General features: G+C 71.3%; 14 protein-coding genes and 1 riboswitch. Of the genes, 7 read left to right on the top strand and 7 right to left on the bottom strand.

Going from position 1 to position 15246, the window contains the following annotated elements:
* Positions 1 to 4: 4 nt before the first annotated feature.
* Positions 5 to 152: riboswitch (cyclic di-AMP (ydaO/yuaA leader) on the bottom strand.
* 388 nt (positions 153 to 540) lie between these two features.
* Entirely contained in the window at positions 541 to 1161 is a 621-nt protein-coding gene (locus tag ACZ51I_RS05815) for a DUF6197 family protein (RefSeq protein WP_468871785.1), read from the top strand.
* Between the two features lie 67 nt (positions 1162 to 1228).
* On the opposite strand, the gene ACZ51I_RS05810 is transcribed toward ACZ51I_RS05815, so the two are convergent.
* Positions 1229 to 3253, bottom strand: a complete 2025-nt coding sequence (locus tag ACZ51I_RS05810; RefSeq protein ID WP_468871783.1) for a phosphocholine-specific phospholipase C — start codon at positions 3251 to 3253, stop codon at positions 1229 to 1231.
* A gap of 185 nt (positions 3254 to 3438) precedes the next feature.
* A complete protein-coding gene (locus ACZ51I_RS05805; protein ID WP_468871782.1) occupies positions 3439 to 3885 on the bottom strand; it encodes a nitroreductase family deazaflavin-dependent oxidoreductase in 447 nt (148 codons plus the stop codon).
* Between the two features lie 332 nt (positions 3886 to 4217).
* Between ACZ51I_RS05805 and ACZ51I_RS05800 the strand changes: the two genes are divergently transcribed.
* The 3 genes from ACZ51I_RS05800 to ACZ51I_RS05790 all read left to right on the top strand — a co-directional run bounded on the left by ACZ51I_RS05800 (position 4218) and on the right by ACZ51I_RS05790 (position 6313).
* Positions 4218 to 5222, top strand: coding sequence for a serine/threonine dehydratase (locus tag ACZ51I_RS05800; protein ID WP_468871781.1), 1005 nt, complete (start codon positions 4218 to 4220; stop codon positions 5220 to 5222).
* 46 nt (positions 5223 to 5268) lie between these two features.
* Positions 5269 to 5697 carry a nucleoside deaminase gene (locus ACZ51I_RS05795; RefSeq protein ID WP_468871780.1) on the top strand — a complete coding sequence of 143 codons (429 nt, stop codon included), beginning with the start codon at positions 5269 to 5271 and terminating at the stop codon, positions 5695 to 5697.
* Between the two features lie 82 nt (positions 5698 to 5779).
* A complete protein-coding gene (locus ACZ51I_RS05790) occupies positions 5780 to 6313 on the top strand; it encodes a GNAT family N-acetyltransferase (protein WP_468871778.1) in 534 nt (177 codons plus the stop codon).
* Between the two features lie 25 nt (positions 6314 to 6338).
* Here ACZ51I_RS05790 and ACZ51I_RS05785 read toward each other — a convergent pair whose 3' ends face one another.
* Positions 6339 to 7604, bottom strand: coding sequence for a serine hydrolase domain-containing protein (locus ACZ51I_RS05785; RefSeq protein ID WP_468871776.1), 1266 nt, complete (start codon positions 7602 to 7604; stop codon positions 6339 to 6341).
* A 368-nt stretch (positions 7605 to 7972) separates the two neighbouring features.
* Between ACZ51I_RS05785 and ACZ51I_RS05780 the strand changes: the two genes are divergently transcribed.
* A complete protein-coding gene (locus ACZ51I_RS05780) occupies positions 7973 to 8929 on the top strand; it encodes a GlxA family transcriptional regulator (RefSeq protein ID WP_468871775.1) in 957 nt (318 codons plus the stop codon).
* Positions 8930 to 9097: 168 nt separating this feature from the next.
* Entirely contained in the window at positions 9098 to 10096 is a 999-nt protein-coding gene (gene gap, locus ACZ51I_RS05775; RefSeq protein WP_468871773.1) for a type I glyceraldehyde-3-phosphate dehydrogenase, read from the top strand.
* Positions 10097 to 10380: 284 nt separating this feature from the next.
* On the opposite strand, the gene ACZ51I_RS05770 is transcribed toward gap, so the two are convergent.
* Entirely contained in the window at positions 10381 to 11217 is an 837-nt protein-coding gene (locus ACZ51I_RS05770) for a class II fructose-bisphosphate aldolase (protein WP_468871772.1), read from the bottom strand.
* Positions 11218 to 11347: 130 nt separating this feature from the next.
* Complete coding sequence (locus ACZ51I_RS05765) at positions 11348 to 12298, bottom strand: SIS domain-containing protein (protein WP_468871770.1); 951 nt, start codon at positions 12296 to 12298, stop codon at positions 11348 to 11350.
* Positions 12299 to 12917: 619 nt separating this feature from the next.
* Here ACZ51I_RS05765 and ACZ51I_RS05760 point away from each other — a divergent pair.
* Positions 12918 to 13718, top strand: a complete 801-nt coding sequence (locus ACZ51I_RS05760; protein WP_468871768.1) for a DeoR/GlpR family DNA-binding transcription regulator — start codon at positions 12918 to 12920, stop codon at positions 13716 to 13718.
* A 150-nt stretch (positions 13719 to 13868) separates the two neighbouring features.
* On the opposite strand, the gene ACZ51I_RS05755 is transcribed toward ACZ51I_RS05760, so the two are convergent.
* Together ACZ51I_RS05755 and ACZ51I_RS05750 are read right to left on the bottom strand one after the other, a co-directional pair.
* Positions 13869 to 14327, bottom strand: a complete 459-nt coding sequence (locus ACZ51I_RS05755; RefSeq protein WP_468871767.1) for a group II truncated hemoglobin — start codon at positions 14325 to 14327, stop codon at positions 13869 to 13871.
* Positions 14328 to 14510: 183 nt separating this feature from the next.
* On the bottom strand, positions 14511 to 14867 hold the full coding sequence (locus tag ACZ51I_RS05750; protein WP_468871766.1) for a DUF805 domain-containing protein: 357 nt from the start codon (positions 14865 to 14867) through the stop codon (positions 14511 to 14513).
* Positions 14868 to 15246: the final 379 nt, after the last annotated feature.

Below are 15246 nucleotides of genomic sequence, written 5' to 3'. Positions count from 1 at the left end.
GGCGGTGTCCTCTCCGGCGCCTGCGGGGTGAGCTGTCGGGTTCGGACGGGAGATGTCCGGCCGCGCGCACGCGGCTTCACCCCGAGCCGTTCCGGATTCCGGGCCGGCGTATTCGTGGGTCCCCCGCTCCTGCCGTCGGGTGAAAGGGAGGTGTGCCGAGCGGCGGCAGGATTGGGCGGTCCGCTCGAATGGAGGTGACCGTAGGCCAGTAATGCGACGAATAACAAGGGGAGAGGGGCAGGCGAATGGGAAAATGGATCACGGAATTCGGCCAATTCAAGATCCATGCCGTCCGGAAGACTCCGAACTTCCTTGCGGCATACGGGAGGGGGAGAGGTGTCGACGGAAAGCGGGGTGGCTTGAGTGAGTCGCGTCACCCGGAGTGCAATGTCCGCATATGGACCTTAATTCCGGGGTGAGCGAATAGCCGGAAAATATGCGCAACGGACTGCCCTTCGGGGCGACTCTCCGGAGGAGTGGCAAAAGTAGCAAAAGCGACATTCGTCTTGAAAGATGGAGGCAGTCGACCCAGGAGCACCCATGCCACCCTCCGCCTCCCTCCTCACCCCCGAAGCCCCCGGCACCCCCGACGCCCTCGACCGGGAGGCCGCCGCCCTCTACGAGAGCGCCACCTGGCAGCGGATCGTCACGGACTGGACCGCCCCCGAGGAGGCGCAGCCGACGGGGGAGGGCTGGCGGGAGCTGCTCAGCGTGCCCGTCGAGCGGCTCGTGGCCGACGCGCTCGCCGCCCTGCCGCCGGAGCTCCCCGCCGAGCGCCGCATCCCGGGACGGCTCGGGGCCCTGCTCCCTGACCGGCTGCACACCTGGCGCCGCATCGGCCAGGCCGAGCTCCGTCCCTCGGTGCATCTCGGCTACGCGCGCCTGGTGCTGACGGAGTGGGGCTGGCAGAACGCCCCGTACAAGCTGCGTGACGCGCGGGGCGCCCGATGTGTCTGCGGCGCCCTCCTCGCCGCCCACCGGCTCGGCTACGGCGGCGCGGACACCATGAACGAGGCGGCCGCCTGGATCATGACCGAGCTGCGGTCGCGCGGTTGGCAGGGGCTGATCGGGCCGTGGAACCGGGCTCCCGGCCGCACGGCCGCCGACGCCGTGGCCCTCCTCGACGCCACGGTCCGCCGCGCCGCACACGCCGGCCGCTGACGTCCGCCGCCGCCCCGGGGCCGGGCCGCGACCGGAAGGCCGCCGCCCGGCACGCGGGGGAGAGGGGTCAGCCGCTGACGCTCGGGGCTCCGGTCTCGATGTGGCCGGTGTACCGGCGCGACCAGCTGCCGTCGATGTCCGCGAGGATCGTGAAGTCGTACCAACCGCCGTTGTAAGCCACCGCGTTGAAGAAGTCCTCGCGGCTGGAGTTCGCCGGCACCGTGTACGTCCACGGACCGTCGGAGCGATAGGCGTTCGAGCGGATCGTGAAGGTGACGGGACCGGCCGAGGCGTTCGTCATCCTGAACCAGAGGGCCGTCCTGCCCGTTCCCGCGTCAGGCGCGAACCGGGCGGCCACCTCGACGGCCTTGCCGGCCTTGGAGGCGTCACCGGTGAACCGGCGCAGGAAGCGGTTGGGGCCCATCATCGAGATGTCGTACTTCCCCGACCCCGAGCCCGTGCCGATGTTGAAGTAGTCGGAGGCCGTGCCACCGGGATCGACGGTGTACTGCCAGGCGGCCGTGTCGCGGTACTGGTGCGGGTGGATCGAGAAGTGCGCCGGCCGCTTGGCCTCCGCGCCCTGGTTCGTCATCGAGAACCAGGCCAGGATCTTGCCCGCGGCGCCGAACTCGAAGCGGTCGAGGTTGCCGTTCACCTGGTACGGCAGGGCGCGCGCCGGACGGGTGCCTGCCTCCTGCGCGGGCAGAGCGTTGTTCTGGGGGGCCGGGTTCGGCAGGGGGCCGCAGGTGGCCTGCCCGATCACCTTCGCGGTGGACGGAAGGCCGGCGGGAACCCCGTACACCGGGTGGGCGAAGTCGAAGACCCCGGTGAGGTCGCCCGTGACCCTGCGCCGCCAGGCGCTGATGTTGGGGCAGGTGGCCGGGGTGCCGAGCGCCGCCGTCCAGGTCTCCATGAAGCGCAGCACCGAGGTGTGGTCGAAGACCTCGGAGCTCACCCAACCACCCCGGGTCCACGGGGACATGACAATCATCGGGACGCGGAAGCCCAGGCCGATCGGCGCGCCGTCCAGGTACTCGCCCGGGGTGCCCGGAGGGGCGACCGGCGGGGGCACGTGGTCGAAGAACCCGTCGTTCTCGTCGTAGTTGAGGAACAGCACCGTCGAGTCGAACACCTCGGCGTCGGCTGCCAGCGCGCGGTAGACGAGATCGACGAAGTGGGCGCCGTCCCCGGGCGGGGCGTACGGGTGTTCCGAGAAGGCCTCGCTCGCGACCACCCACGACACCTGTGGCAGGGCCCCCGCGACGACATCGGCGCGGATCGCCGCCGCGATGTCGTCCGGCGTGGAGCCGGTCACCTTCGGGACCGAGCCCATGCCCCGGTCGTACAGCGGGTCTCCGGGCCGCGCGTCGGTGAACTTCTTGAAGTACGCGAGGCCGTTGTCGCCGTAGTTGTCCTGGGCGTTCTGGTAGACCTTCCAGGTCACCCCGGCGCGCTGGAGCGCCTCGGCGTACGTCTCCCAGGTGAGGCCCGACTCGTCTCCCCCGTCCTTGCTGGAGCCGTCGATCTTCCCGCTCCACAGGAAGGTGCGGTTGGGGCCCGTGGCGCTCAGTGCCGAGCAGAAGTAGGCGTCGCAGATCGTGTAGTGGTCGGCGAGCGCGTGATGGAACGGGATGTCCCCGCGGTCGAGGTGGCCGAGCGTCCGGGTATTGCCCACGCCCGTGACCCAGTTGTCGAGGCGTCCCTTGTTCCAGGCGGCGTGCTGCGAGGTCCAGCTGTGCGGCAGGTCGCCGTTGCACTGTGCGAGGGTCTCCCCGTCGACCCCGCCGGCCGGCGGGGTGTCGCTGAGCTTCCAGGGGTACTGGCGACCGCCCCAGTTGGGCTGGTTGAACATGCCCCAGCCGCCGGGCAGGTTGCCCGCCGCGCGGTCGCCGAAGCCCCGTACGCCCTTCAGTGTGCCGAAGTAGTGGTCGAAGCTGCGGTTCTCCTGCATGAGGATCACCACGTGCTTGACGTCGGTGAGCGTGCCGGTCGCGGCGCTCGCGGCGGCGGAGGCCCGGACCGGCGGCAGTGCGGCCCCCGCCACGAGCCCCGCACCGATCCCGACGAACCCCCTGCGGCTGATGGGAATCATGCTCCGCCTCTCCTGTCACGGTGTGCCCCGAGCGGCACGTCGGAGACATGATGGGGGAGGAGGGGTCAAAGGTATACAGGCGTGCGGTAATGAGTGCGTGAACACCTGCATGCGTTGAGGGCAAGGCTGTTGATTGGTCCCACGCCAGACCAATGACGTCGGGGGGCGGTGGAGGCCCCTGTGCCCTACACGTCCTGATTGACCGGCTCGGCGACGAACAGGGGGATCTCCCGGTCGGTCTTGCGCTGGTAATCGGCGTAGTCCGGGAACGCGGCGACGGCCCGCTCCCACCACGCCTGACGTTCCTCGCCGTTGACCAGACGGGTCTTCATGTCCCATACGCGCGTGCCGTCGCGCAGTTCGACCAGAGGCGTGGCGACCAGGTTGTGGTACCAGACGGGGTGCTTCACCGCGCCGCCGTTGGACGCGACGAGCGCGTACGCGCCCTCGTGCTCGACCCTCATGAGCGGGGTCTTGCGGAGCTTGCCGCTCCTGGCGCCGAGGTTCGTGACCAGGACGACGGGGAGGCCCCGCATGGTCGTGCCCTGGGTGCCGCCGGACGATTCGTACAGCTCGACCTGCTCGCGCACCCATGCGGTGGTGCTGGGCTCGTACTCGCCTTCGAGGGGCATGGGTGTGCGTCCTTTCGGATGGCGTCCGGCGGCGCCGGCCCGGTCGCATCCGACGCTATCCGATCGCCCGCGCCGGCGTCGGGTACGTTCCGCTGGAGCGTCGGCGGCGACCGGACTGCTCCGGTTCCAGGCCACCGAACCCGGCCGGACACCCCTCCGCCGCCCCGGCCCAGGTCTTCCACCGCCTCGTGAACGGCGCCACCCCCCCACAAGGTCCGGCGGACGAGGAGGCGCGGCGGCGGCGTCCGGACCGTCCGGGGTTCCCGCACTCGCCGGACCTTGAGAAGATCGTCGGTACGACCGTCCGGTCCCGGCCCCTTCAGGAGCAGCTGGTGCACACCCTCACGTACGCCGACGTCAAGACCGCCGCCGACCGGATCGGTGGTCACGTCCGCCCCGTGACGGTCGCCCCCGCCGAACCCGGAGGCGAGCCGTACCAGCTCCACTTCGCCCTTGAGGTCATGCAGCACACCGGCTCCTTCAAGGCCCGGGGCGCGCAGAACTTCCTCCTCGCCCACCGGGAGGAGGGCACCCTCCCGGCCGCGGGCGTCACCATCGCCTCCGGCGGCAACGCGGGCCTCGCCTGCGCCTGGGCAGCCCGCCGGCAGGGTGTCCGCGCCACCGTCTTCCTTCCCGTCACCGCGCCCCAGGTGAAGATCGACAAGCTGCGGGGCTACGACGCCGACGTACGGCTCGTCGGGACCGAGTACGCCGAGGCCCTCGCCGCCTGCGAGGCGTTCGCGGCCGAGACCGGCGCCCTCGCCTCCCACGCCTACGACCACCCCCTGATCGCAGCCGGGGCCGGCACCCTCCTCGACGAGATCCACCGGCGGATCCCGGACCTCGACACCGTCGTCGTCGCGGTCGGCGGCGGCGGACTCTTCGCCGGCGTCGCCACCGCGGCCGGGCACCACGGCATCCGTACCGTCGCCGTCGAGCCCGAGAACTCCCGCGCCCTCGACGCCGCCCTCCGGGCCGGACGCCCCGTCGACGTGACGGTCGACTCCGTCGCCGCCGACGCCCTCGGCGCCCGCCGCGCCACCTCCCTCGCCGTGAGCGCCGCCCAACAGGAAGGAGTCCACCCCTTCCTCGTCGCGGACACCGACATCGTCCGCGCCCGCCGCGCCCTCTGGGACAGCCACCGCCTCGCCGTCGAACACGCCGCCGCCACCGCCCTGGCGGTTCTCACCACCCGGGACGGGACCCGACCCGCCCGCTCCGGCTACCACCCGGCTCCCGGCGAGAAGGTCTGCGTCGTGCTCTGCGGCGCCAACACCGACCTCACGGACCTCACACCGCCGCCGCCGAGCGACTCGCTGTCCCCGGCAGGCCGGTGACGGTCCCGCCTCACGAGACACTTCACCCCACCCCGACGGAGACGCCATGACGACAGCCGACGACCACACCCTCCTCCGCCGCGCCATCGCCCTCGCGGCCACAGCGCGAGACGGCGGTGACCCGCCGTTCGGGTCGCTCCTCGCGGCAGCGGACGGCACGATCCTGGCGGAGCAGCACAACACCACCGTCACGGACAAGGACATCACAGCGCACCCCGAACTGAAACTGGCGCGGTGGGCGGCCCGGGAACTGGACCCGGCCACGGCGGCCGAGACCACGATGTACACCAGTTGTCAGCCGTGCGACATGTGCGAAGCGGTCATCCGGCAGGCCGGCCTCCGCCGCGTCGTGTACGCCCTCTCCAGCGAACAGCTCCTCGACATCCGCCCGGGCAACGGCCGCCCGCCCGTACCCCAGGACGGCCCCGCCCTGCACGACGAGGTACGGGCCGTGGTCGAGGCGTACTACCGCTGACCGCGCACCGTCGCGCGCCACCCCCTGACCCCGCGGCGCCGCCCGCCGCGAGACGGGACCGCGCATGCGTCAGGATGAGGGCATGACCGAGATCCGCACCCCCCGGCTCCTGCTCCGCCGCTGGAGCGACGACGACCTCGTCCCCATGGCGGAGATCAACGCCGACCCCGAGGTCATGCGGTGGATCGGCGACGGCTCGGTCCAGGACCTGGAGGAGACCGCGGAGGCCATCGAGCGCTACGAGGAGGAGTGGGACGAGGAGGGCTTCGGACTCTTCGCCGTCGAACTCCTCAGCTCGGGGGAACTGATCGGCTTCGCGGGGCTCTCCGTGCCGGAGTTCCTGCCGGAGGTGCTCCCCGCCGTGGAGATCTGCTGGCGGCTCGGCCGGCAGTTCTGGGGCCAGGGGTACGCCTCCGAGGCCGCCCACGCGGTCCTGGAGTTCGCCCTCCAGGACCGCGGGCTCGACCGGGTCGTCGCCATCACGCACATCAGCGACCACGCCTCCGAGAACGTCATCGGCAAGCTCGGCATGGAGCCGGAGCGGGACACGAGCCACCCGCTCTTCGGCTTCCCCCTGCGCGTCTACGCCATCGACCTCACCGAGTACCAGGCGTGAACTCCGGGACCTCGCCGGAGGGCCGTCAGTGGCGTTCCGGCAGGTCCCGCTCGGCCGGCAGCGACGAGAGGTCACGGGCCGCGGGCGAGGAGCCGGCGCGTGAGGACGGCGCCACCGGCGGCTTGTTGCCGCAGAAGGCCGCCTCCAGCGTTCCGCCGAGCGCCGTGTTCGCGGCGCCGTGGTTCGAGGTGTTCGCCATGGCCGACAGGCTGCGCCTGCCGTCCCGGGTCGAGAACGCGTAAGTGTAGAAGCCCTGCACGGTGCCCGTGTGCCCGTACACCTGCGTGCCGCAGGACAGGTCGTAGCGGCGCAGCCCAAGACCGTAGAACCGGGTGTTCGTGGCGTCCGTCGGCGTGACCGTCGTCATCGCCTCCAGCATCGCCGGAGACAGCAGCCGGCCGCGCACGAGCGCGCTGGTGAAGGTGTTCAGGTCGGCGGGGCTGGAGATGACCGCCCCGGCGGACTGCGCCCAGGACACCGTCTGCTCTGTGGAGTCCACGAGCGGGTCGCCCTCCGCGTCCGGGTGCAGATAGCCCCGCGCGTGCATGCCCTTGATGCGCGTGTCCGGGTGGACGTACGAGGTCGAGCGCAGCTTCAGCGGCTTGAAGATGCGGCGCTCGTACGCGTCGGACACCGGCCGGCCCGTGAGCTTCTCGATGAGCATGCCGACGACCACGAAGTTGGCGTTGGAGTACTGGTACGCCACCCCGGGCTCGGTGGTGCGGGGCTCGCTCAGGGAGAGGTCGACGAGCTCCTGGTAGCTGAACACCCGGTTCCGTACGGCCTCGAAGCCCGGCACGGTGTCGGCGAACATCGCGTCGGTGTAGTCGGCGAGCCCACTGCGATGGGTGAGGAGATGCCGCACCGTGATGCGGTCGTCGGGCAGCAGCCCCGGCAGGTAGCGGTTGACCGGCGCGTCGAGTTCCAGCCGGCCCTCCTCCACCAACTGGAGGAGCACGACCGAGGAGAACGTCTTGCTGACGCTGCCGATCCGGAAGCGCGCGTGGATGTCCATCGGCGCCCCCGAGGTCCGGTCCTGGACGCCGGCGGTCCGGCTCTTGACCCCGTCGGGGCCGGTGAACCGGGCCATCGCCCCCGGCGCGCCGTTGGCCATGGCGGCGTCGAGCGCGGCGACCACGCCCTGCATGTCGGGGGCGGGAACCGCGGGCGAGGTCGCCACGGCGGGCGACAGGGGCGCGGCGAACGCGCTGGCGGCAGGGACGACACCCGCCGCGAACGCGGCGATCAGGGTGACGCTCACGGCCAGGCGGCGGTGCGACGACAGAGGCACGGTGATTCCTCGACTTCTTCGAATCGTTCGGTGCGGCACTCGGCGGGGGTGAGCCGCGGGACGGGGGCCGCGTCGCATTCGTGCGTGACCCCGCGTGTCCAACGATCAGGAGTGCCGCCGGCCACGAAACGTTCCCGCCACGAGGGACGAGATCCGGACGGCGCAACTCCAGCAGGGGCGTGGGGGGACTCCCGGCCGGCCTTCGTCCGGTGCCGGCCCCGGTCGACAGGCAACAGCCCCCGGGGCACGCCGCGCGTCACGTGGCGGGGACCTCCGGGTGCCCCCCTCCACCCCTCGCCGGGGCGTGTGCCACAACGCCCCGACCGTCGCTGACCAGCGAGGACACCTGGCCGCGTACCCTCGTGTACGTGCCAGCCTCACGTCTCCACCGCGTCGCCGTCCTCGTGCTCGAAGGTGCGAAACCCCTCGACGTCGGAATCCCCGCGCAGGTGTTCACGACCCGGGCGAGCATGCCGTACGAGGTACGGGTCTGCGGCGCGGAACCCGGCGTCGTGGCGGGTGGCGACGGCCTGTCGTACCAGGTCGCCCACGGCCTGGAGGCACTCACGTGGGCCGACATCGTCTTCGTCCCCGGTTACCGCCACCCCGATCGCGAGGACCCGCCGCAGGCCGTCGTCGACGCGTTGGTCGCCGCCCACGACCGCGGGGCACGGCTCGCCGCCATCTCGACGGGAGCCTTCGCCCTCGCCGCCACCGGCCTCCTCGACGGCAAACGCGCCACGACCCACTGGCACTACGCGCGGGCGCTCGCCGCCAAGCGCCCGCTGATCCACGTCGACGAGAACGTCCTCTTCGTCGACGAGGGCAGCATGCTCACGTCCGCCGGCGCCGCCTCCGGTATCGACCTGTGCCTCCACATCCTGCGCGGGGACCTCGGTGTGGCCGCCTCGAACCACGCCGCCCGGAGGCTGGTCGCGGCCCCCTACCGCAGCGGCGGCCAGGCACAGTACGTGCCGCGCAGCGTGCCGGAGCCGCTCGGCGAGCGGTTCGCCGCCACCCGGGAGTGGGCCCTGCACCGGCTCGGCGAGCCTCTCACCCTGGAGATCCTCGCCCGGAACGCGGCGGTGTCGCCGCGCACGTTCTCGCGCCGGTTCGCCGAGGACACCGGCTACACCCCCATGCAGTGGGTGATGCGGGCCCGCATCGACATGGCCCGCGAACTGCTCGAACGATCCGAGCGGGGCGTGGAGCAGATCGCCGCCGACGTCGGCCTGGGCACGGGAGCGAATCTGCGCCTGCACTTCCAGCGCATCCTGGGCACCACACCGAGCGAGTACCGGCGCACCTTCGCGCAGGGGGAGTAGCCGCCCTCGGAGAAGTACCGCGACCACCCTCCGAGAGACCTCCGGGAGAGCCTCTCGGCCTCGGTGGCGGCCGCTTGGCGCGATACTTGCGGACCGTGGCGATCACGCCGCTGGTCGGAGCGATCTTTCCGCGCGAATCTGGGTGGTGAATCGGAAGGGACACCGCTCATGACTCGCATTGCCATCAATGGTTTCGGCCGCATCGGACGCAACGTGCTCCGCGCGCTCCTCGAGCGCGACAGCGACTTCGAGGTCGTCGCCGTCAACGACCTCACGGAGCCCACTGCCCTTGCGCGGCTCCTCGCCTTCGACTCGACCTCGGGCCGCCTCGGCCGCCCGGTCACCGTGGACGGGGACACCCTCGTCGTCGACGGCCGCCGCATCAAGGTGCTCGCCGAGCGCGAGCCGGCGGATCTGCCGTGGGCCGAACTCGGCGTGGAGATCGTGCTCGAGTCGACCGGCCGCTTCACCTCGGCCAAGGCCGCCCGCGCCCACATCGACGCCGGGGCGAAGAAGGTGCTCGTGAGCGCGCCCGCCGACGGAGCGGACGTCACCCTCGCGTACGGCGTGAACACCGACGCGTACGACGCCGAGCTGCACACGATCGTCTCGAACGCCTCGTGCACGACCAACGCGCTCGCGCCCCTCGCGAAGGTCCTCGACGACCTCGCCGGGATCGAGCACGGCTTCATGACGACGGTCCACGCCTACACGCAGGAGCAGAACCTGCAGGACGGGCCGCACCGCGACCCGCGCCGCGCCCGCGCCGCCGGCGTCAACATCGTGCCGACCTCCACCGGCGCCGCGAAGGCCATCGGCCTCGTCCTGCCGAACCTGGACGGCAAGCTGTCCGGCGACTCGATCCGCGTGCCGGTCCCGGTCGGCTCGATCGTCGAGCTCAACACGACCGTCGCCCGCGACGTGACCCGCGAGGACGTCCTGGAGGCCTACCGCACCGCGGCCGAGGGCCCGCTGGCCGGTGTCCTCGAGTACTCGGACGACCCGCTGGTCTCCGCCGACATCGTGGGCAACCCGCACTCGTCGATCTTCGACTCCGCCCTCACCCGCGTCGAGGGACGCCACGTCAAGGTCGTCGCCTGGTACGACAACGAGTGGGGCTTCTCGAACCGCGTGATCGACACCCTCCAGCTCCTCGCCGCGCGCTGACGAAGAGCCGAACGCGAGACTTCCGCGACGCCCGCCGCCGTGAGCCACCTGGCTCACGGCGGCGGGCGTGCTCACTCCACCGCCGCATCGGCTGTGGCGGCGGCCTCAACGGCGTCCGCCCCGTCGCCACTGGCGGTCAGGCCCCGAGGCAACCCCGACGGCACCTCAGCACTGCCCGGTGACAACACCAGAAGCGCGTTGCCGTGCTGGACCGTCGGATGACACAGCGGGCCTGACGGCCGGAAGGCGACAGCCGAGCTCGCTCCTCTCGTCCACCCCGTAGCTCAGGGGCCGGCGAGGAGGCTCAGCAGCCGAGCGACCTCCGTCGCCACCGCTTCGCGCGCCGGGCCCAGGTACTTGCGCGGGTCCGCCACCCCCGGGGCGGCTTCGAGCCGCTCCCTGACCGTGCGGGTGAAGAGCTGGTTGAGGTGGGTGGAGATGTTCACCTTCGTCATGCCGGCGGCCACGGCCTTGGCGAGGTGCGCGTCGTCGACGCCGGAGGAGCCGTGCAGGACAAGCGGCACGCCGAGCGAGTCCTTGAGGCGCGCGATGAGGCCGAGGTCGAGCACCGCGTCCCGGGTGAGCATGGCGTGCGAGCTGCCCACGGCCACCGCGAGCGCGTCCACCGCCGTCGCAGCGGCGAACTCGCGGGCCTCGTCCGGGTCCGTACGGACACCGGGGGCGTGCGCGCCGTCCTTGCCGCCGACCTCGCCGAGCTCCGCCTCGACCCAGACGTCGGCCCGGTGGCAGAGGTCGGCGACCATACGAGTGGCGGCGACGTTCGCTCCGTACGGCAGTTTCGAGCCATCGAACATGACCGAAGTGAAGCCGAGGTCGACGGCTTCCCGGACGAGCTCGGTGGACTCCGCGTGGTCCAGGTGGACCGCCACCGGCACGTCGGCGGCACGAGCGATCGCGAGCGTGGCCAGGGCGATGGGGGCGAGGGCGCCGTGGTAGCGGGCCGTGTTCTCGCTGATCTGCAGGATGACCGGCAGCCCGGCGTGCTCGGCCCCGGTGACGATCGCCTCGGCGTGTTCGATCTGGACGACATTGAACGCGCCGACACCGGTGTTCGCGGCGTGCGCGGGCCCGACGATGCCGTCGGTGGGGGTCAGAGGCATGGGAGTTCTCCACGAAGCGGTGCGAGCGGTGACGGAGGGGCGACGAAGAGGGTGAGGTCTGAGGAAACGGCCGGTGAGGTGGACGGAGGTGTCCACGACACCGGCCGGACAGGGGCAGGCGACGGGAGACTCAGGCCCCGGAGCCCTTGAGGATCACGGAACGGGTGAGGTTCCGAGGACGGTCCGGGTCGTAGCCGCGGGCCTCGGCGAGGTGGACGGCGAGGCGCTGGGCCCGGATGAGGTCGGCGAGCGGGTCGAGGGCGTCGGCCCCGTCGCCGGACCCTGCGGAGTACAGACCGCCCACGCGGGCGACGTCGTCGGCGAGACCCTGCGGTTCGGCCCCGAAGAGCCACGCGACCCGGCCGGGGGCGGTGATGCTGATCGGGCCGTGGCGGTACTCCATGGCCGGGTACGCCTCCGTCCACGCCCCCGCCGCCTCGCGCATCTTGAGGCCGGCTTCGAGAGCGAGGCCGTAGGTCCAGCCGGTGCCGAGGAAGGTGAACTGCTCGGCGCCGCAGACGGCCGGGTCGAGGGGCTCGGCGATCGCACGCTCGGCGTCCTGCGCCGCCTGGTCCAGTGGACGCACACCGGCCGGCAGGGCGTTCTCGGCTTCGAGGTGGGCCCGCAGGAGAGCGAGGACCGTCGTGGCGAACCTGGTCTGGACGACGGACTGTTCGTCTGCGAAGTCGAGGACGGCGACGGCGTCGGCGGACGTCATGACGGGGGTCGTGGGGTCGGCCGTGATGGCGCCGGTGGCGACGGAACCCTTGACCCGGGTCAGCAGGTCGAGGACCTCCGTGGTGGTGCCCGAACGGGTGATCGCGAGGATGCGGTCGTAGCTCCGGCCGTGCGGGAACTCGGAGGCGGCGAAGGCGTCCGTCTCGCCGTGTCCGCCGGTCTCGCGCAGCTCCGCGTACGCGTGGGCCATGAACCAGGAGGTGCCGCAGCCGACGACCGCGACGCGTTCCCCCCGGCGCGGCAGGGCATCCGAGCAGGAGGCGAGCGACTGGGCCGCCCGGCGCCAGGTGTCCGGCTGGGAGGCGATCTCGACGGACGTGCGGGAGGTCTCGAAGGTGGTCACGCGATTCCTTGGGGCTCGTAGGGTCGGTCGTCGACGCGGTGACACGAGAGGGAAGTGTCAATTACTGCTTGAATACCAGCGTTTTCACACAACTTCAAGCATCTGAGGTGGTCGGGATCGGCCCGGTCGAGGGGTACGTCGGCGCGAGATCGCCGACCCTGCCCTCGCGCCGGACCACCCGTGGACCTCGCCGGGGTGGACGCCCGCAGACCGTCGGGTCCCGCCTCGGCCACGTCCCAGGTGACGTCGAGGGCGCATGAGCGTGACGGTGACGATCGCAGTGTGCATGCTTTCGTCCACGATGCCAGGACGACGAGACCGGCGCACTGGACCCGCAGTTCGCGCTCCTTGGCCAGCCACTCCAGGTCGGGCGGGAGGCCGGCGATGGCGCCCGACCATGACTGATCGAAGATGCCACTCGTCCAACCTGTCCGAGGCGAGCCCCTCGCAAGAGGAGGTTCCCCGTGTGCGGTGACGATCAATCCACGGCGATGCTCGATGTCGCCGCGCTACGATCAACTTCGCGCATGCTCCAGTCCGACGGTCCTGTGCTGCCGACAGAGTGCCCCGAGGACGGGTCGTGCGGCGGGGCGTCTCAGGGCAGAGAAGGGTGCGGGACATGTCCAAGCAGGAGCGGTGGAGCCAGTTGCTCGAGATGCTGGCGGTCGAGGGCAAGCTGGACGTGGAGCGCGCGGCTGTCGCCGTCGACGTCTCGAACGCCACCATTCGCCGGGACCTTGACGAACTCGCCGAGCAGCGGCTCCTCATCCGCACCCGCGGAGGAGCGATCGCACACGGCGTGTCGTACGAACTCCCCCTGCGCTACAAGTCCTCCCGCCGGGCCTCCGAGAAGCAACGGATCGCGGGGGCGGTGGCGGACCTGCTGACAGTGGGAGACGTCATCGGCCTCAACGGGGGTACGACGACCACCGAGGTGGCCCGCGCACTCGCCCTGCGAACGGGCGGAGGCGCGGGGGAGTGGGGGGAGGGCCAGTCCGGCCCCTCGTACACCGTCGTGACCAACGCGCTGAACATCGCCGGTGAGCTGGCGGTCCGCCCCCAGTTCAAAATCGTGGTCACCGGTGGTGTGGCGCGGCCGCAGACCTACGAGCTGGTGGGACCGCTGACAGCAGGAGTGCTGAACGAGGTGGTGCTCGACGTCGCCGTCCTGGGCGTCGACGGCGTGGACCCGCAGCTGGGAGTCATGACCCACCACGAGGACGAGGCCGCCATCAGCCGGCTCTTCGCGGAGCGGGCCCGCAAGGTCGTCCTGGTGACCGACTCCTCCAAGATGGGCAAGCGCGCCTTCGCGAGGATCTGCGGCCTCGACCGCATCGACTCCGTCGTCACCGACGCCGGCATCGCCCCGGACGTGGCGGCCAGGCTCACCGAGGCCGGCATCGAAGTGATCACCGTGTGAGCGCCCCCGCCACCATCTCACCGCCGCCCCCGGCGACCCACGACGCCCGGGTGCAGCCTGCTGATCAGCACGACGAGGCCGTGGAACGTCTGCTCCGGGCCGGCCGGCGTCCAACATCCGGGCGAACCCCAGCTGCGTCCGGTGACAGCATCAGGCGAGGCCGTCCCAGCCCCAGCGCGGAGTGGGGCCGGGATCGCCGAGGTCCGTACCCGGGGGCGAGGCCGAAACGTCCTTGGCGATCCGCGTGCCCCAGTCGAAGTACTCCACCACCCGGCGTCGCAGCAGGGCGTCGTCCGGCAGCTCCTTGTCCACGGCTTCCGTCATCAACTCCATCCAGCGCAGCCGCTGTTCCTCCGTGATGCCGAGCCCGAGATGGGCACGGAGCAGGGCCTGGTGCCCGCCGTGCTCCGACGTGAACCCGGCCGGCCCGGAGAAGACCTCCGCCAGCCACACGGCCACGTGCTCCACATGGGTGGCGGTGAAGTCGGCGAAGACCGGTGCGAGGAGAGGATCGGCCAGGACCCCCTCGTAGAACGTCTCGGAGAGCCGGCGCAGCGTGTCTGCGCCGCCCACGGCCTCGTACAGGGTGTTCGTGTGCTCGGCGCTCATGGGGGGCCTCCGGAATCCGGGATGATTGCTCTCAGCCTTCCACAACACGGCCCGCACCCAAGGGCGTTCGCTGCCGGTGGTCCGGATCGCCGCATGCATCCGCGGTCCGGACACAAGCCCGTACGGCCCCGGGCGGCACCGTACGGATGCGGAGGGCACCGCCGGGCCGCCGGTGCAACGGGGTCAGTAGGCCGTGGCCGCCTTCGGGTTCGAACCGTAGGCGTTGTCGTGGTGTTCGCCCTCGGTAGCGAGGAAGACGATCAAAATGATGCCGCCGACGACGGGAATCAGACCGATGAGGACCGACCAGCCGGAGCGCCCGGTGTCGTGCAGGCGGCGGACGGTCACGCCCAGGTGCGGCAAGAGTACGGCCAGGAAGTAGATCGCGTAGAGCAGTGGGAACGTGCCGATCGCGAGGTCGACCGTCGCGACGACGATCACCGCGATGATGTTGAACAGGAAGAACATCCAGTGCTCCTTGCGGCGCGCGCGCCCACTGAACACCGCGTATTTCTTGAGGACTTCCAGGTACCAGTTCACTTTTGACCCCCAATGACTAGGTACTGCGAGCGGGGACCCTGTCCCCCTGGAGCAAGCTTTGCGCAAGATCGATCGGATTGTGTTCGCTTCACGGAATCCTGGTGCGGACTGGCCCGTGGGGTCATGGGCCCCAGTCCCGGAGAGCGGCCGAGCCCCACGTTCGACGTGACCAACGGCTCGCACTCACCGCGGAGCGGCCTGCTGCCGCCTCGCCACGGCCGCCTGTTGCGGCCGACAAGTCCGTCGAACGCTGCGACAGCCGCCTCAAACTGCTCGCAGGGCGCCGCGGAGCCCGCCCCGCAGTCCCCTCACTGCCCGAAGAACCTCGAAAGCCACGATCTTCAACCACCGGCAAGGCCCGCTCGGCGCCCGCGGCCCA

The sequence above is a fragment of the Streptomyces sp. NPDC034084 genome (genome assembly GCF_055575535.1).
The sequence above is the reverse complement of the archived record's forward strand: the minus strand, read 5'-3'. Positions and strand labels throughout refer to the sequence as shown.